Origin of the sequence: Kitasatospora sp. NPDC057965 (assembly GCF_042887135.1) — a bacterium.
Taxonomy (GTDB): domain Bacteria; phylum Actinomycetota; class Actinomycetes; order Streptomycetales; family Streptomycetaceae; genus Kitasatospora.
The window spans coordinates 1-15,647 of sequence record NZ_JBHVPZ010000052.1 but is presented as its reverse complement, the minus strand read 5'-3'; the positions used below and the strand labels follow the sequence as shown (position 1 = coordinate 15,647).

The 15,647-nt window shown below is 74.7% G+C and carries 15 protein-coding genes, 2 tRNA genes and 1 riboswitch; of the genes, 11 read left to right on the top strand and 6 right to left on the bottom strand.

Going from position 1 to position 15,647, the window contains the following annotated elements:
* Window positions 1-101: 101 nt before the first annotated feature.
* The 4 genes from ACFVVU_RS37555 to ACFVVU_RS37540 all read left to right on the top strand — a co-directional run bounded on the left by ACFVVU_RS37555 (window position 102) and on the right by ACFVVU_RS37540 (window position 4,169).
* Window positions 102-1,442 (top strand): PrsW family intramembrane metalloprotease, encoded by a 1,341-nt coding sequence (locus tag ACFVVU_RS37555; protein WP_387794270.1) that lies wholly within the window; start codon window positions 102-104, stop codon window positions 1,440-1,442.
* A 96-nt stretch (window positions 1,443-1,538) separates the two neighbouring features.
* Window positions 1,539-1,612: transfer RNA gene (locus ACFVVU_RS37550), tRNA-Met, on the top strand.
* A gap of 194 nt (window positions 1,613-1,806) precedes the next feature.
* Window positions 1,807-2,562: a hypothetical protein gene (locus tag ACFVVU_RS37545; RefSeq protein ID WP_380684442.1), complete on the top strand. Its 756-nt coding sequence runs from the start codon at window positions 1,807-1,809 to the stop codon at window positions 2,560-2,562.
* 434 nt (window positions 2,563-2,996) lie between these two features.
* Window positions 2,997-4,169 carry a hypothetical protein gene (locus ACFVVU_RS37540; protein ID WP_387794268.1) on the top strand — a complete coding sequence of 391 codons (1,173 nt, stop codon included), beginning with the start codon at window positions 2,997-2,999 and terminating at the stop codon, window positions 4,167-4,169.
* 6 nt (window positions 4,170-4,175) lie between these two features.
* Here ACFVVU_RS37540 and ACFVVU_RS37535 read toward each other — a convergent pair whose 3' ends face one another.
* The 4 genes from ACFVVU_RS37535 to ACFVVU_RS37520 all read right to left on the bottom strand — a co-directional run bounded on the left by ACFVVU_RS37535 (window position 4,176) and on the right by ACFVVU_RS37520 (window position 6,948).
* Window positions 4,176-4,625 (bottom strand): GNAT family N-acetyltransferase, encoded by a 450-nt coding sequence (locus ACFVVU_RS37535; protein ID WP_380684440.1) that lies wholly within the window; start codon window positions 4,623-4,625, stop codon window positions 4,176-4,178.
* Window positions 4,626-4,651: 26 nt separating this feature from the next.
* The gene (locus tag ACFVVU_RS37530) at window positions 4,652-5,395 is read right to left on the bottom strand and encodes a hypothetical protein (RefSeq protein ID WP_387794267.1); all 744 of its coding nucleotides are present in this window, start codon (window positions 5,393-5,395) and stop codon (window positions 4,652-4,654) included.
* A gap of 117 nt (window positions 5,396-5,512) precedes the next feature.
* The gene (locus ACFVVU_RS37525) at window positions 5,513-6,250 is read right to left on the bottom strand and encodes a sensor domain-containing protein (RefSeq protein ID WP_380684438.1); all 738 of its coding nucleotides are present in this window, start codon (window positions 6,248-6,250) and stop codon (window positions 5,513-5,515) included.
* 125 nt (window positions 6,251-6,375) lie between these two features.
* Window positions 6,376-6,948 (bottom strand): GNAT family N-acetyltransferase, encoded by a 573-nt coding sequence (locus tag ACFVVU_RS37520; RefSeq protein ID WP_380684437.1) that lies wholly within the window; start codon window positions 6,946-6,948, stop codon window positions 6,376-6,378.
* A 43-nt stretch (window positions 6,949-6,991) separates the two neighbouring features.
* Here ACFVVU_RS37520 and ACFVVU_RS37515 point away from each other — a divergent pair, with 43 nt between their 5' ends.
* Both ACFVVU_RS37515 and ACFVVU_RS37510 read left to right on the top strand, forming a co-directional pair.
* Window positions 6,992-7,948, top strand: coding sequence for a hypothetical protein (locus tag ACFVVU_RS37515; RefSeq protein WP_387794265.1), 957 nt, complete (start codon window positions 6,992-6,994; stop codon window positions 7,946-7,948).
* A 184-nt stretch (window positions 7,949-8,132) separates the two neighbouring features.
* Entirely contained in the window at window positions 8,133-8,582 is a 450-nt protein-coding gene (locus ACFVVU_RS37510) for a hypothetical protein (protein ID WP_387794263.1), read from the top strand.
* A 75-nt stretch (window positions 8,583-8,657) separates the two neighbouring features.
* On the opposite strand, the gene ACFVVU_RS37505 is transcribed toward ACFVVU_RS37510, so the two are convergent.
* The gene (locus tag ACFVVU_RS37505; RefSeq protein WP_380689654.1) at window positions 8,658-9,527 is read right to left on the bottom strand and encodes a M23 family metallopeptidase; all 870 of its coding nucleotides are present in this window, start codon (window positions 9,525-9,527) and stop codon (window positions 8,658-8,660) included.
* A gap of 12 nt (window positions 9,528-9,539) precedes the next feature.
* Window positions 9,540-9,698, bottom strand: a riboswitch (cyclic di-AMP (ydaO/yuaA leader).
* Window positions 9,699-9,941: 243 nt separating this feature from the next.
* Here ACFVVU_RS37505 and ACFVVU_RS37500 point away from each other — a divergent pair.
* The 3 genes from ACFVVU_RS37500 (at window position 9,942) to ACFVVU_RS37490 (ending at window position 11,791) form a co-directional block, all read left to right on the top strand.
* Complete coding sequence (locus ACFVVU_RS37500) at window positions 9,942-10,232, top strand: YiaA/YiaB family inner membrane protein (RefSeq protein ID WP_355366812.1); 291 nt, start codon at window positions 9,942-9,944, stop codon at window positions 10,230-10,232.
* Window positions 10,233-10,354: 122 nt separating this feature from the next.
* Entirely contained in the window at window positions 10,355-11,182 is an 828-nt protein-coding gene (locus ACFVVU_RS37495) for an alpha/beta fold hydrolase (RefSeq protein ID WP_387794262.1), read from the top strand.
* Between the two features lie 39 nt (window positions 11,183-11,221).
* Complete coding sequence (locus ACFVVU_RS37490; RefSeq protein WP_380689660.1) at window positions 11,222-11,791, top strand: TetR/AcrR family transcriptional regulator; 570 nt, start codon at window positions 11,222-11,224, stop codon at window positions 11,789-11,791.
* A 72-nt stretch (window positions 11,792-11,863) separates the two neighbouring features.
* Here ACFVVU_RS37490 and ACFVVU_RS37485 read toward each other — a convergent pair.
* A tRNA-Ile gene (locus ACFVVU_RS37485) sits at window positions 11,864-11,937 on the bottom strand.
* A 230-nt stretch (window positions 11,938-12,167) separates the two neighbouring features.
* Here ACFVVU_RS37485 and ACFVVU_RS37480 point away from each other — a divergent pair.
* The gene (locus ACFVVU_RS37480) at window positions 12,168-14,507 is read left to right on the top strand and encodes a SpoIIE family protein phosphatase (protein WP_387794261.1); all 2,340 of its coding nucleotides are present in this window, start codon (window positions 12,168-12,170) and stop codon (window positions 14,505-14,507) included.
* Window positions 14,508-14,669: 162 nt separating this feature from the next.
* The coding region (locus tag ACFVVU_RS37475; protein ID WP_387794279.1) for a sensor histidine kinase at window positions 14,670-15,647 on the top strand (978 nt) is incomplete at its 3' end.

Below are 15,647 nucleotides of genomic sequence, written 5' to 3'. Positions count from 1 at the left end.
GAACCCCGCCGGCCCCGGTGGCCGCCGGCGGACGGGACCGGTGCGGGGCGCCCGCCCCGACTCCTCCCGGCCGCCGGGTGGCGTGGCCTACCCTGTGGCGCGTGAGCACCCCGTCCGGCGGCGGGTACGAGATCACCGTGCGGGCCGCCGACGACCGAGAGATGCCCACGCCCACCGCCGGCACCCGGACCATCCCGGGGCCCCGGAGGCGCCGGGCGCACCGGCTCGTGCCCACCCTCGTGTCCCGGCCGCGCCGAGGTGCCGACCCCGCCGGCCCGGACGTTCCGCCCCCGGCCGACCCCGCCGGCACCGCTCGCCCCGCAGGCGCCGCCGCCCGTGCGCTGCGCTCGGTCGCGTTCTCCTCGGTGACCGCGGCGGTCGTACTGGCCCTGGCGGGCTGCGGCGTGCTGATCCTCCACCTGGTCCGCCGCCAGACCGGCACCGCCGGGCTGCTGGTCGGCCTCGGCCTGGCGATGGTCCCGCTGCCCTTCGTGCTCGGTGGGCTCGCCTGGCTCAACCAGACCGCCCGGGTGCCGCTGCGGCACACCGTCTTCTGCCTCGGCTGGGGGGCCTGCGCCGCCACCACGGTGGCCATCCTGGCCAACAGCTGGACCAGCAGCTACCTGACCGCCCACCAGGGCAGCCTCGGCCAGGCGCTGGGCGCCGACGTGGTCACCCCACTGATCGAGGAGAGCGCGAAGGGCGCCGCCCTGCTCGTCCTGCTGCTGCCGCTCGGCCGGCGGCTGCGCTGCGCGGCCCGGCCCGGCACGGGGCGGGGCGGACAGCCCGGCGCGGGCCCGGCGCACCGGCTGCCCGGCCCCCGGCGCCCGCGCGGGTACGAGCGCCGGCTCGCCCTGCCGCACGCCCGCGGCCGACTACGGCTGCGCCCCTACCCGCGCCCGCTGCTCCACCCGCTGCCCGGCCCGTTGCCCGGCCCGCGCCCCGGCCACCGGCGGGCCCGGTCCCGGCCGCGCGTCCTGGCCGCCGGGGTGGTGCTCGGCGGGATCACCGCCTGCGGCTTCGCCTTCACCGAGAACGCGCTCTACCTGGGGCGGGCGTTCACCGACGACCAGCAGCAGCGGCTGGACAGCATCGGCCTCGGCGAGCCGCCGAGCCTGCGGGACTTCGACAGCACGGTGCAGACCTTCGTGCTGCGCGGCCTCCTCTCGCCGTTCGCCCACCCGCTGTTCACCGCGCTGACCGGGCTGGGGCTGGCGCTCACCCTCACCACCGGGCGCCGCCGGCTGGCCCGGCTGGCGGCGCCGACCGGGCTGGTCCTGTCGATGGCCCTGCACGGCACCTGGAACGCCGCCGCCGACCTCGGCACCCGCGGCTTCCTGCTGGTGTACGCGGTGCTGATGGTGCCGTGCTTCGCGGCGCTGGTCTGCTTCTCCGCCTGGGCCCGGACCCGAGCCGGGCGGCACACCGCACGGGAACGATGAGGGACGGTGCGCCGCGTGGTGCGCGGGGGTGCGCGGGGACGGATGTGGAACCGATTTCCCATTCGGGCGACTTCCCCGTATGGTTGTGTTCACCGACGCGGGGTGGAGCAGCTCGGTAGCTCGCTGGGCTCATAACCCAGAGGTCGCAGGTTCAAATCCTGTCCCCGCTACTCAGTAGCCGAAGGGCCCGGAGGATTCTTCCTCCGGGCCCTTCGTCATGCCCGGTGTCCCGGGCGCGGCACGGTCCTGCCACGAAGCTGTAACGGCGCGGCGAGTCAAGATCAGTTAAATGATCTTTCGATCATACTGAGCGGGAAAATCACTTGTTCGGACGCGTACCGTCATGTCCGGGTTAGGAAGACTCATGCTGTCGAAGCGCCTTGCCAGCACCGCCGCGATCTGTCTGCTGCTGGCCGCCGGGGCGACCGCCTGCGGCGACGACAAGGCCTCCGCCACCAAGCTGGACACCGCCAAGCTCAGTGCCGAGGAGATCCAGAAGAAGGCCAAGGACGCCCTGGCCGGTGCCACCTCGGTCAAGGTCGTGGGCTCCATCAGCAACGCCGCCGAGAAGATGACCGTGGACCTGGCGGTCGACACCGAGGGGAAGTGCAAGGGCTCCATCTCCATGCCCGGGATGGGCAAGTTCGAGCTGCTGGGCGACGGCAAGCAGGTCTACCTGAAGCCCGACGCCGAGTTCATCGGCAACGTCGCCGGGGGCGGCGCGGAGGGCGCCCAGGCCGCCGAGCTGCTCAAGGGCCGCTACATCGCGGGCGTCCAGGACGACCCCGAGATGAAGGAGCTCACCACCGCCTGCAACCTCAAGGACCTCACCAAGAGCTTCCTGGAGGACGGCAAGTCCACCGACCTGACCAAGGGCTCGGCCGGCACCGTCAACGGCGCGAAGACCTTCAGCATCAAGTCGAAGAACAGCGGCGGCGACGAGATGGTCCTGCACGTCGCCACCGAGGGCACCCCGTACCCGCTGCGGATCGAGAAGACCGGCAAGGGGGGCGGCCAGGCGGACTTCACCGAGATCAACAAGCCGCTGACCATCCAGGCCCCGCCGGCCGACCAGGTCATCGACTACTCGAAGTTCAAGTCCCAGGCCACGGCGGCCTGATCCGGCACCGGGAAGCACGCCGGATAAATCCGTTGCCCTCCGTCCGGTGGCCTGCCTATGGTGGCGGCACACTGAAAGGAGGTGATCCTGAATTGAGTTCCATCAGGATGCGTGAGGTGGCTGCTCGCTAGAGCCGCCCCTGCCTGCGCAGGGCGAGGCCCCAGGCCTCCGGCAGGCGAAATCCCAAGCAGTCACCCGGCCCGCGGGCTCACCGGTACATCCCCGGTGCCTCGGCGCCCGATGCCCCTCGTCGTGGGCACGGCCGCCGCGGAGCAGCCCGCGGGCCGTCTGCGTTCCCGGACGGTTCCACCGCACCGGTCCCGTGCGGGTGTGTCCGCGCTCCCAGCGGGGATGCCCCCGATGTCGGGGGCATCCCCGCTAGAGTCGGCGCGCGCTCCGCAGGGGCGGGGTGCGGGCACTGGGGGTGGTGGGCGATGGCGACGGCGAATCGGCGGACCGGCGGCGCGGCGGTCGTGCGGACGGCACAGCGGGCGGCGGGCGGGATGCTGCTGGGCTCGGGCCTGGTGGGCCTGGTGCTGTTCTCACTGGGGCGGCCGCACCCCTGGCAGGCCCTGGGCGGCGGACTGGTGGTGGCCTGCGCGGCGACCCTGGTCGGCGGTGCGCTGGGGTTCCTGTTCGGGGTGCCCCGGGTGCGCGGCGGCTCGGGCGGCGCGGGAGCCGCCGGGGCCGGTGAACCGCACGGCTCGTACGCGCCGAACACCAACCTGGAGCAGGTCTCGGACTGGCTCACCAAGGTGCTGCTGGGCGTCGGGCTGACCCAGCTCGGCTCGCTCGGCGAGCGCCTGGACCGGCTCGGGACGGCGCTCGCCCCGGCGCTGGGCGGCGGCGCGGGCACGGCCCCGTTCGCGGCCGCGCTGGTCCTCTACTTCCTGCTGCTCGGCTTCCTGGCGGGCTGGCTGCTGACCCGGCTGGCGCTGCCGCGGGTGCTCTCCGACGCCGACCAGGCACTGGACCTCTTCCTCGCCGGGCAGGACCGGGACCGCAAGGGCGACAAGGTGGGCGCCGACGACCTGCGGATGCGGGCGATGCAGCACCTGGGCCTGGTCGGCACCAGCCCCGGGAAGCCGGACGACCTGCCCGGCTCGATGCTGCCGGCGGACCGGGTGACCGGGCCGGAGCGGGTGGTGGCCGAGGTGCGGTCGACGGCCCGGCGGTCGGCGCTGACGGCGTCCCGGGTGCGGGAGCTGTTCGCGGACGGCTCGGAGGGACGGCGGATCCAGGCGCTGGCCCTGATGCAGGGCGATCCGGCGCTGGCCGACCTGCCGAGCGTGCTGGACGCGATCGAGCACCCGCGCTCCGGGTTCGAGCAGTACCACGCGCTGCTGGCGGCGCGCGGGCTGATGTCCGGGCTACCGGCCGAGGAGGCCGGGCGGCTGCGGGACGCGGTGGCGGGGCGGCTGATGGCGCCGGACGGGATCCCGTACGGCTCGGACCGGAGCTGGCTGGCGGAGAAGATCCTCTCGGGCCTGGAGGCTCCCGGGCTCGTGCCTCGCCAACCGGGCGGAACGCTCCCGGTACGGGCCCAGGCGCCGGCCGCGGCGAAGGCGACGGCACCGGCGGCGGAGGCCGGGGAGCCGCGGGACTGACCGGGCCTACAGCGGGAAGCGGAGCTCGGGCCGGTCCCAGCCGATCGGCGGCCGGGCCGGGAAGGTGCCGACCCGCTCGGCGCCCATCCGCAGGTAGAAGGCCTCGGCGGGCGGGTGGGAGACCACCCGGACGCCGCCGTCGACGCCGAGGGCGCGGGCACGGTCGAGCAGGTGGGTGATGAGCCGGCGGCCGACGCCGAGACCCTGCGCGGCGTCGGCGACGAACATGAGGTCGAGTTCGGCGGGGTCGGTGATCAGCGCGTAGAAGCCGAGCAGGTGGTCGTCGGCGGCGCGGACCGCGAGGTGGACCTCGTGCCGGGCCAGGTACTCGGGCGTCACCCGGTAGCCGGCGATCATCGGCGCGTAGGCGCCCCGGTAGGCGGAGCAGTCCTGGATCAGGGCGGTGAGCCGGTCGGCGTCCGAGGCCTCGGCCGGCTTGATCATCATTTCGGTCATGGCCGGTCAGTATAGGGGTGAACCTATCAGGTGACCATTACCCGGGGGGCGACCCGGTGCAGCACCAGCACCCGCTGGGCCCGACCGCCCCGGTCGACGGGTGGCACCACCCGGATCTCGCTGGCGATCCGGCGCTCGCCGAGCGCATGGCGGGCGGCGTCCAGCCCGGCGGTGCGGCGCCCCTCGCCGTCGTACAGCGGGTGGACCCGGACCTCGCCGCCGGGGGCGGTGACCCGGACCAGTTCGAGCAGCGCGGCCAGCTGCCGCTCCGGTCCGAACAGCTCGGGGTAGGCGAAGACCAGGTAGCCGCTCAGGGTGAGGGCGAAGGTGCCGTCCGCGAAGGGGAGCCGGGGCAGCTCGGCCGCGACGTACTGGCCGGGGTGGGCGGCGCGGTCGGCGGCGAAGAGCCGGCGGGCCCGGTCCCAGCCGCGCAGGTAGTGCTCGGGCCGACGGTGCCGGCGGGCCGGGTAGAGGTCCGGGCGGGCCGCCATCGCGGCGGCCATCGCGGCCCGGGCGGCCAGGGCGCGGGCGGTGATCTCCTCGGCCGGCCGGGCGTACACCGGGTCGGCGGCGATCACCCGGCAGCCGAGCGGGCGGGCCTCGGCGACCAGGGCGGCAGCGCCGCCGGGGCAGTCCAGCAGTGGGCCCGGCAGGGCGGCGATCCGGGCGCGGGTGAGGCCGAAGAGGCCGCAGTACTCGTCCAGCGGGCGGGAGGTCACCAGGGGTGCGGACGGGACCGCGGCCGGGGCGCGGGCGGTCCGGTCGGCCATCGCCGCCATCCGACCACGGGCCGTCGGCGCCCGCACCCGGAGCCGTCCGGGCGGGGCGCGGGGCCGGGCGCGGGCGTCGGGTGCGGGCGTCGGGCGCGGGCGTCGGGGGCGGGTGGGTCAGCGGCCGAGCAGGCCGCGGGCGGCGAAGCGGTTGACGTTGGTCAGGCCGCGCACCAGCTGCGGGGTCAGGAAGACGAACAGCATGCCGACCAGGCAGACTCCGGCGATCTGCAGCGGCGACTCGATGTAGTACTCGTGCCGGACGCCGTCGTCGCCGGTGAAGTCGAAGAGCCGGTAGCCGGGCCAGTCGACGTAGCGCGGGAACACCCAGTGGTAGACGGGGTAGAGCGCGAGCGTCCAGCCGACGCAGAGGAAGACCAGCGACACCGCCATGCTGAGGATCGCCCACGGCAGCATCACCACCTGGTGGAGCACGGCCTTCCAGCCGGCCGCGTCCGCGATGCGGGCGGTGATCGCGCCCCAGGCGCCCGGCCGGACGGCGCGGACCGGCGCCGGGGCGGGCACGTCCAGCGCGAGCAGGCCGCGCACCCGGGCCCGCTCCAGCCCGCCGAAGCCGCGGGCGGTGGCGGTCAGCGCGGCCAGCACCGGCAGGCCGAGCACGGTGACGACGGTGCCGAGGCCGAGCGAGAACAGCGCGACGGCGACGGCGAAGCCGACGACCGCCAGCGGCAGGCCGGTCAGCGTGTAGCCGATCTCGCGGTAGAAGTAGGAGGTGAACGGGGCCCGCCAGGCGTACGGCGGCTCCTCGATGCGGCGGGCGACGGTGCGGCGGTCGCCGCCGTCACGGCCGTCGTACGCGTCGTACTCGTCGCGCTGCATGCTGTGGGTGCTCATGGCCGGCTCTCGGTCCCTCGGGTCGGTCTCGGTTCGGGCTCGTGGGGTCTGTCCTGCTGACTCCCCGAGCCTGTCAGAGCGCGCGGCGGCGGAACATCCGGCTCCCCGGCGAACCGGGGGTGGGGTTATCCCCCGGTCACCGGCTCGTCGTCGGCGAGGAGCGCGTACTGGTAGGCGTCGCGCCAGCCGTCCCGGCGGCGGTAGTCGTGCCGGACCCGGCCCTCCAGCCGGAAGCCCGCCCTGGTCAGCACCCGGATCGAGGCGGCGTTGTCGACGTCCACCCGGGCCTCCAGCCGGTGCAGGCCGAGCGGGCCGAAGGCGAGGCCGCGCAGCAGGCCGACCAGCTCGCCCGCGTAACCGAGCCCCCAGACGTCACGGCGCAGGGCGTAGCCGAGGTGGGCGGCGTGGTGGGGGACGAGGCCGAGCGCGGCGTTGCCGATCGGGACGGCGCGGGCCGGGTCGTCGGCGTCGGCGAGCCGGGTGACGGCCAGCCGGTAGACCTCCCGGTGCTCCTTCTCCGCCTCCTCCACGAACTGGGCGACCTGGTCGGCGCAGGTCTCCGGATCCCACGGCGCGAAGGGGAGGTAACGGGTGGCCTCCGGGTCGCCGAACACCGCGTGCAGCGCGTCCACGTCCTCCGGCGTGTGGTGGAACTCGCGGACGGCCAGCCGGGGACCGGTGAGTCGGACGGGGACCATGGCTCCCGACCCTACCCCCGACCAGCGGTTACGGTTCGTGGTTATGGAAGACGAAGACCTGCGGCTCGCCCCGCGCACCAAGGCCGCCGAACTGCTCGCCTGGGCGGAGGCGGCGGGCCACCGGCCGGTCGCCGAGGCCCCGCTGCGGGCGGTGCTGGCGCTGCTGGAGCTGGGCGGGGGCAGGATGCACGACGGCTGGCCCGAACTGACCTCCGCCGCGGTGGAGCACCTGCTGTACGAGCGGCTGTACCTGTACGTCCAGCCGGAGCCGGGGCAGGACCCGCTGGCGTACGGCGCGGCGGTGCGGCTGCTGGTCGACCACCAGCGGGCGGCGAAGCGGCTGAACGCCAAGCGGCAGGAGCGGCTGCACGCCGAGGCCGAGTGGCAGGGCGAGGTGGCGGCCGGGCTGCTGCGCCGGGCGGACCTGGTGACCTGGCCCCGGCTGTACACGCTGCTGCTGCGCGCGGACGGGGTGGACACCGGCGACGAGGCGGCGGTGCGGGCCTGGCTGGAGGGGTTCCGGGAGCTGGCGCCGCAGGAGCGGTCGGCGGCCTTCGCGGCGCTGGAGGCGGACGGGCTGCTGGACCCGGTGGACGACGGGGGCTGGGACGGCGGGGCCCGGGCGCTGGCGGTCGGGATGGCCACCGACGGCGCGCGACGGCTGCTGGAGCAGGGGCTGATGCAGCGCAGCTACCGGAACCTGGCGGAGCTGACGGCGCTGGGCCGGCCGATGCCGGAGGAGCTGGCCGGGGACTTCGGGGCGTTCGAGGAGGCCGCGGTCGAGGTGGCGCTGGAGCTGGCCGGCGGGTGGACGGTGCCGGGGCTGCCGCGGCTGCTGGTGGAGGAGTTCCCGGAGCTGGCGCCGGAGCCGGGGCAAGCGGAGATCGACGCCTACCTGGCCGGGCTGGAGCCGGCGGAGGACCCCGAGGGATTCGAGGGATTCGAGGGATTCGAGGGGCCTGAGGGGCCAGAGGGGTACGAGGGACCCGAGGCGGAGTAGCGACGGCAGGGCACGGCCGTGGATTCGAGCCACCGAGCGGTCAATTCCGGTACTCCTCAAGGGATTCGGGGCCGGTCAGGAGTGATGGATCGGGTGCGGTGGAATCATCCGCCATGTGAAGCGTGACATATCACACGCGCTCCACTGCTCCTCCTGCCACCGTATTCGAAGGAGAGAAACCCTGATGAAGCGTTTCGTCGCGGTCCTGGCGGCCGGTACCGCGCTGTCCTCGCTCGGTTTCGCGGGTGCCACCCAGGCCACCGCGCAGACCACCGGCACGACGGCGGGCACCACGACCACCGCGACCACCACCTGTGCCGACGGCCCCGTCGGTGCACTCCGGAGCCAGGTCTGCGTCACGATCGACGGCACCGGCGTGACGGCCGGCGGCTACACCTCGCCGACCCGTTCCGACTGGACCGCGCAGTCCGCCTCGTACACCCTGACCCTCGGCGTCGTCGGCGGCGCCTCGCTCGGCACCGACACCGGGAGCGGCATCCTCCCGCCCGGCGGGCGCGGCTTCGGCTACCTGGCGGCCACCGCGCCGTGCGGCTCCACCGTCACGGCCACCCTCACGACCACCACCTGGGGCTACGGGGCGACCGCGACCGTCACCGCGCCCGTCACCTGCTGATCCGATCCCCGACAGCGCCCCGCCCCGCCGGATCACGTCCGGCGGGGCGGGGCGCTCAGGGTGTCCGCGGCGGCGTCAGGGGGTGACGCCGCGCTGCTCGAACCAGCTCTCCGGGTCGACGGGGGCGCCGCCACCGGGGCGGACCTCGACGTGCAGGTGCGGGCCGGTGACGTTGCCGGTCGCGCCGACCTTGCCGATCTGCTGACCGGGGACGACCTTGCCCGAGCCCTTGATGATCGAGGAGAGGTGGCAGTACCAGATCTCGGTGCCGTCGGGCAGGGTCTCGACGATCCGGTAGCCGTAGGCGCCCGCCCAGCCGGCCGAGGTGATGGTGCCCTGGCCGACCGCGTAGACCGGGGTGCCGGTGTCGGCGGCGAAGTCCAGGCCGGTGTGCAGGTGGGCCCAGTAGCGGGCGCTCTGGCCGTAGTGGGCCGAGAGGTTGTAGTCCCGCACCGGCAGCTTGATGGCGGCGAGCTTGGCCTTCTCCGCCTCCTCGGCGGCCCGCCTGGCCTCCTCCTGCTGGGCGACCTGGGCGGCGCGCTTGGCCTCGGCCTCCTGGGCGGCCTGGACGCGGGCGCTCTCCTCGGCCGCGGTGCGCTGACTGTCGGCCTGCTGCTGGATGCGGGCGGCGAGCGCGAGGCCGGGGTCGGCGGAGAGCGCGACCGGCAGTTCGTCGGGCGTCTCGACGGCGGGAGCGGCGGCCGGGGTGGCGGAGGCGAAGCCGGTGGCGCCCAGGGTGGCGGCGACGGCGGTGACGCCGAGCAGCGGAGCGGTGCCGCGGCCCTGCCGGGGCATCCGGTGCCGGCTGGTCTCGGCGGCCGGCGGAGCGGTCTCGTCGGCGGGGCCGCCGAACGGGCCCTGCCCGGTGAACGGGCCGGGGTGGTCGAGCAGCTGGGTACCGGCCGAGGAACCGGACGGATGTGCCGGGGTGTGCGTCGACGCCACGGAGGCGCGCTCCTTTCCTTCCTTCGCGCCTACCGGGTTAGCTGACGGGTTCGGAGCAGGAAGGTCTCCTACGGCTGGGCCTGGGCCCGGCCGATTCACCCCAAGGAACGTGGTTCCCCGGCTCCCTGGCCTGCCCGAAGGCCGGCCGGTGGGATTAGGCGACGGCGCACGGTGCCGTCTGGGTACGGCGTTGCGACCGCGCTGCGTTATCAAACGTTAATCCGAGAGGCCCCCGATTCCAAGCCATCCGTTGGTGACGACCGATACGGACCGGACACCACGCGGTCCGGTGGGCGATTTGGGACGTTTGATGACAACTGACACTACCGAACGTGTCAGGACGTCAACGAACGGCCCCTCACTTGAGTACGCCTACTCATGTGCGGCCGGGCTCCGCGCGGCCATCCTGACGCCATGAGCGCACCGATGCAGTCCCGCACCACGCCTGCGTACTACATCCAGGCCGTGCTGTCCTTCGCCCTCTCCGGCACCGCCCTCGGCGTCGGGATCGCCTTCCTCCCGGTGGAGCCGTGGACCCGGGCGTTCCTCGCCCTCGGCCTGCTCTACACGATCACCTCGACGTTCACCCTCTCCAAGGTGGTCCGGGACCGGCAGGAGACCTCCGAGCTGGTGACCCGGGTCGACCAGGCGCGGCTGGACAAGCTGCTGACCGAGCACGACCCGTTCAAGGTGGAAGGCGTCTGACCGGTCTCCACCGGCGGGGCCGGTCACACGGAGAACGACCGATAGCTTGACGGCTAAGGCTATTAGCCTTAGCTTTATGGCCATCGGCGCCTCGCCGACGATCCCGCCCCAGGAGGCTCCCCATGAACGGCACCCTCGCCCCCGTCACCCGCCACCTCGACCTGCCCGGCGGCCGGATCGCCTTCGACGACACCGAGCACGGCGAGGGCGTCCCGGTCGTCCTGCTCCCCGGGATGCTCGACAGCCGGGCCGCCTACCGCCACCTGCGCCCGCTGCTGGCCGCCGCCGGCCGCCGGGTGATCACCATGGACCTGCGCGGCTTCGGCGAGTCCTCGATCCTCTGGGACGACTACTCCCCCGCCGCGATAGCCGGCGACGTCCTCGCCCTGCTGGACCACCTGGGCATCGACCGGGCCGTGCTGGCGGGCAACTCCTACACCGGAGCCAGCGTCGTCAAGGCGGCCGGGGACGCCCCCGGGCGGGTCGCCGGCATCGTCCTGATCGACGCCTTCGTCGAGAACGTGCCGCCGGGCGCGCTGCAGCGCCTGGTGGTCGGCGCGATGGGCGCGCTGCTGGTGCGCTCGCCCGCGTTCTGGGGCCTCTACCACCGCAAGGCCGCCTACCCGGGGCCCAAGCCGGCCGACCACGAGGAGTACGTGGCCGGGCTGGTCGCCGCGATGCGCACCCCGGGCCGCCGGACCGCCACCCGCGGCTACGTGCGCGGCGACTCGGCGCCGACCGGCTGGACCGCCGCCGTGCGCTGCCCGGCGCTGGTGGTGATGGGCTCGAAGGACCCCGACTTCTCGAAGCCGGAGCTGGTCGCCGACCGGCAGGCCGCCGCGCTGAACGCGCGGAAGGTGATGATCGAGGGCGCGGGCCACTACCCGATGGCCGACCACCCGCGGGCGACCGCCGACGCCCTGCTGCCCTTCCTCGCCGACCTGGCCTGAGCGCCACCGGCCGTCCCGCCCCCCGCTAGGAGAACCGCTGTGCCCCGAGTCGGACTGACCCCCGAGCAGGTCGTCGGCCACGCCATCGCCCTCATCGACGAGCAGGGCCCCGAGGCCCTCACCCTGGCCGCCGTGGCCGCCCGGGCCGGGGTCGCCACCCCCTCGCTGTACAAGCACGTCAGCGGCGGCCTGGCCGAACTGCGTCGGCTGGTGGCCGTCCGGGTGACCGCGGAGCTGGCCGACCGGCTCGCCGAGGCCGCGCTCGGCCGCAGCGGGGACGCCGCGGTCGCCGCCGTCCTGCGGTCGTACCACGCGTACGCCACCGAGCACCCGCACCGCTACGCCGCCCTGCCGCAGGCGCCGCAGCCGGACGCCGACCTGGTCGCGGCGGCGGGCCGGCTGGTCGGGGTGATCGTCGCGGTGCTGCGCGCGTACGGGCTGGAGGGCTCCGAGGCGATCCACGCCGCCCGCACCTTCCGCTCGCTGGCCCACGGCTTCGCCGCGCTGTCGACCGGCGGTGCCTTCCAGCTCGCCGAGGACCTCGGGGAGACCCAGGAGCGCATGATCACCGTGCTGACCGCCGGTCTGCGCGGCTGGCCCCGCCCCTGAGCGGCGCCGGCCGGGGGCCGGGGAACGCCGAAGGGCCCGGAGCGGAATCGCTCCGGGCCCTTCGGGATGGTGTGGGGCTAACAGGACTTGAACCTGTGGCCTCTTCCTTATCAGGGAAGCGCTCTAACCGTCTGAGCTATAGCCCCGTACCGTCCGACCCGCCTGTCCGGCGGCACGTCGTACGGAGAAGGGTACCGGACCCGGAGGGGGTGCCCGTACACCGGCCGCCCCGCTGCCCGAACACGGCTGTCCGCTTCCCGTACACCTGCCGATCGGACGCCACGGAGAGCGCCGTTCACCCCACGCCTCACCCACTTAAGAAATAAGGTATTAAGAATTAACTGCCCCATAAGGAACCGGAGAGGCCGGCCGTCCCGTGGACCCGCGCAGCAGCCCCACCGCGCGCAGTGCCATGCGCTGCGTCCGATTACTGCTCGGCTGCACCAGCGCCGCCGAACTGCTCGGCACCGTGCTCGCCGAGGGCCCCGGCTGGATCACCGGCGAGGGCTCGGCGCTCTACCTGCTGGACCCCGGCGGCATGCTCCGGCTCACCGCCTCCCACGGCCTGCCCGACTGGGCCCACGAGCGCTACAGCGTGGTCGACCCGGCCGGTGAGCTGCCCGCCGCGATGGCGCTGAAGCTGCGCCGCCCCTATCTGCTGAGCCCCGAACGCACCAGCGTCGACTACCCCAACCGCAACGCCGGCATGGGCACCGGGATGGTCGCCATCGTCGCCCTGCCGATGGTCGTCGACGAGCAGCCGATCGGCGTGCTCGTCCTCGCGCTCGCCCACCGGGGGATCGTCCCGCGACGCGACCTGGACGTGCTGGAGACCCTCGCGGACGCCTGCGCGCACCGGCTGGCCCACCTGCTGGAGCACGCCGGGGCGCCCCGGGCGCCGCGCACCGGCGGCGGCGCGGCGAACGGGGTGCGCCCCGGCCCCGGCCCGGGCGGCGACCCGGCCGCCGGAACGGCCCACCCGCTGCTCTCGCTCGCTGTGCGCGCCGCCGGGCACGGCGCCTTCGAGCGCGACCTGGTCACCGGCGAGACCCACTGGGACGCCCAGGCGCTGCGGCTGGTCGGCCGGCCCGCGCCGGTGGACGGCGGCCCCGCCCCCGCACCCGACCTCGACCTCGTCGTCCACCCCGAGGACCTGCCGGACGTCCAGGCTGCGCTCGCCGAGGCGCTCTCCACCGGCGGCCCGTACCGGATCCGCTACCGGGTGCCGCGCCGGGGCGGCGGGGTGATCCGGATCGAGGAGACCGGCGAGGTCATGCTGGACGTGCACCGCCGGCCGGTCCGGATCTCCGGGCTGATCGCCGACCTCGACCACGGCCGCGCCCCCGACGAACGCCGTGCCGGGCGCCGGGTCCGGTCGGACGGGAACACCGGGAACGCCGGGAACGCCGACGGGGCCGCCGGGGGGACGTCCGCCGCCGGGGCCCGCTCGGCGCTGCTGCTGGCGCTCACCCGGGCGCTGTCCCGGGCGATCACCGTCCGGGACGTCACCACGGCCGTGACCGACGTCGCCCGCCCTTCCTTCGGCGCGGCCAGCATCGTGCTGGACCTGGTCGACGAGGGCCGGCTGCTGCCCGTCGCGCACACCGTCTACGGCGGCCCCCGGCGCACCGAGCTGACCCGGCTGGCCGACCTGTCGGAGGGCGTGATGCAGCGCGCGCTGGCCCGCTCGACCCCGCTGTTCAGCGAGCCGGCCCGGCGCGGACGGGGCCGCGGGCGGGCCCCGGAGCGCGGACGGCCGCGGGAGGCGGGCACCGGGGGCGGCGGCCCGCTCGCCCCGGCCGCGTGGGCGGTGCTGCCGCTGGTCGCCTCCGGCCGGCAGGTCGGCTCCTGCCTGATCACCTTCGCCACCGAGCGGATCTTCAGCCGCGAGGACCGCACCCTCTACTCCGCCTTCGCGGGCATCCTCGCGCAGTCCCTGGAACGGGCCCGCCTCTACGACACCCACCACCACCGGGCCACCGAGCTGCAGCGCGCGATGCTGCCGCGCAGCCTGCCCCGGCTGCCCGGGATCGCCACCGCCGCCCGCTACCTGCCGAGCACCGAGGGCATGCAGATCGGCGGCGACTGGTACGACCTGCTGCGGCTGCCGGACGGCCGGATCGGCCTGGTGATCGGCGACGTCCAGGGCCACAACGCCGAGGCCACGGCGGTGATGGGCCAGCTGCGCAGCGGGCTGCGCGCGTACGCCACCGACGGCCACGATCCGGCGGCCACGCTGGCCCGGACCAGCCGGCTGCTCGCCGAGCTGGACACCGAGCTGTTCGCCACCTGCCTGTATCTGACCCTCGACCCGGCCGACGGCACGCTGCGGGCCGCCCGCGCCGGTCACCCGGCCCCGGTCAGGGTCACCGAGGACGCCAAGGCGGTGGAGCTGGAGCTGCCCGGAGGCCCGCCGCTGGGCGTCGCCCCGGACCGGCCGTACCCGCTGGCGGTGGAGCGGCTGGAACCCGGCGAGACGCTGCTCGTCTACACCGACGGACTGGTGGAGGACCGCGAGGAGGACTACGACGAGTCGGTGCAGCGGATGCTCGGCGGTCTTGAGCTGTGGGCGCGCAACGCCGGCCCGGTGCGGGTGGAGCCCGGTCCGGCCCTGGAGAGGTTGGCCGATCTGCTCACCCTGAACGTCATCGAACGGCGTTCGCGTCCGGACGATGTGGCGCTGCTGCTGTTGCACCGGTTGTCCACTGTGCACTAGTGGGACCAGTGGGGCGCCGATCGGAGGTCCACGGACCGTCCGGTCGCGCCCGAAGCAGTGCGGTTTGGCGCGCTCTTGACGGGATATCGACGATATCCGGTCACTTGGCGAGATCCGTTCACACCTTCGTAGGATCATCACCCTAGAATTCGCCGCGTGACGATGACTCAGTGGTGCGCGGCGGCAACAGGCGTGCTGGCCGTCCTCGCCCTCGTGGCCGCCGCCCGCTACCGCGCGGTCGCCGCCACCCAGCGCCGCCGGGTCGGCCGGGAGCAGCGCGAGAACGCCGCCCTGCGGGAGCGGCTCGCCACCGAACTCTCCCGGCGCAGCGCCGAACTGGCCGCCGTCCAGCACGAACAGGAGCTCACCGCCTCCACCCAGCGGGCCTTCCTCAGCGTGGCCCGCCGGATCCTGGTGATGGCGCACGACCAGCAGGCCCTGCTGGACGAGATGGAGCGCACCCACGACGACCCGGCCCTGCTGGAGGGCCTGCTCAAGGCCGACCACGCCGCCGCCCAGCAGGCGCGCCTGGCCCAGACCCTGGCCGTGCTCTGCGGCGCCCGGGCCGGCCGCCACTGGCCGGAGCCGGTCTCGCTGGAGGACGTCGTGCGCGGCGCCCAGTCGCGCATCCTGCCCTTCCAGCGGGTGATGATCCGCAGCCGGATCGAGACCGCGGTGGTCGGCGCGGCCGCCGAGGCGCTGATCCACGCGGTGGCCGAGCTGCTGGACAACGCCACCCGCTACTCCCCGCCCAGCACCCAGGTGTTCGTCACCCTGATGCCCGTGCACAACGGTGCCGTCATCGAGATCGACGACGGCGGCGTCGGCATGCCCGAGCAGGCCGTGGCCAAGGCCTCCGCCGCGCTGGCCGGCGGCTCCACCGTCGAGATCTCCCGGCTCGGCGAGGTGCCGCAGCTCGGCCTGGCGGCGGTCGGCCGGCTCGCCGAGCAGTACGGGTTCCGGGTCACGCTCAGCTCCGCGCCCTCGCCGTACGGCGGGGTGCGGGTCGTGGTGCTGCTGCCGAACGCGCTGCTCACCGAACCGCTGCCGCCGACCGTGCCGGGTTTCGGCGTGGAGGACGCGGTGTTCGGTGGCGGCCCGCGCCGCCCCGGCCCGCCGCCGGCCGGACCGGGCCGGGGC

What these genes read in the sequence shown, in the direction of transcription:
- ACFVVU_RS37545 (WP_380684442.1), top strand. Translation starts at nt 1,807, where the DNA reads ATGCTGTCGAAGCGCCTTGCCAGCACCGCCGCGATCTGTCTGCTGCTG.
- ACFVVU_RS37540 (WP_387794268.1), top strand. Translation starts at nt 2,997, where the DNA reads ATGGCGACGGCGAATCGGCGGACCGGCGGCGCGGCGGTCGTGCGGACG.
- ACFVVU_RS37535 (WP_380684440.1), bottom strand. Translation starts at nt 4,625, where the DNA reads ATGACCGAAATGATGATCAAGCCGGCCGAGGCCTCGGACGCCGACCGG.
- ACFVVU_RS37530 (WP_387794267.1), bottom strand. Translation starts at nt 5,395, where the DNA reads ATGGCCGACCGGACCGCCCGCGCCCCGGCCGCGGTCCCGTCCGCACCC.
- ACFVVU_RS37525 (WP_380684438.1), bottom strand. Translation starts at nt 6,250, where the DNA reads ATGAGCACCCACAGCATGCAGCGCGACGAGTACGACGCGTACGACGGC.
- ACFVVU_RS37520 (WP_380684437.1), bottom strand. Translation starts at nt 6,948, where the DNA reads ATGGTCCCCGTCCGACTCACCGGTCCCCGGCTGGCCGTCCGCGAGTTC.
- ACFVVU_RS37515 (WP_387794265.1), top strand. Translation starts at nt 6,992, where the DNA reads ATGGAAGACGAAGACCTGCGGCTCGCCCCGCGCACCAAGGCCGCCGAA.
- ACFVVU_RS37510 (WP_387794263.1), top strand. Translation starts at nt 8,133, where the DNA reads ATGAAGCGTTTCGTCGCGGTCCTGGCGGCCGGTACCGCGCTGTCCTCG.
- ACFVVU_RS37500 (WP_355366812.1), top strand. Translation starts at nt 9,942, where the DNA reads ATGAGCGCACCGATGCAGTCCCGCACCACGCCTGCGTACTACATCCAG.
- ACFVVU_RS37495 (WP_387794262.1), top strand. Translation starts at nt 10,355, where the DNA reads ATGAACGGCACCCTCGCCCCCGTCACCCGCCACCTCGACCTGCCCGGC.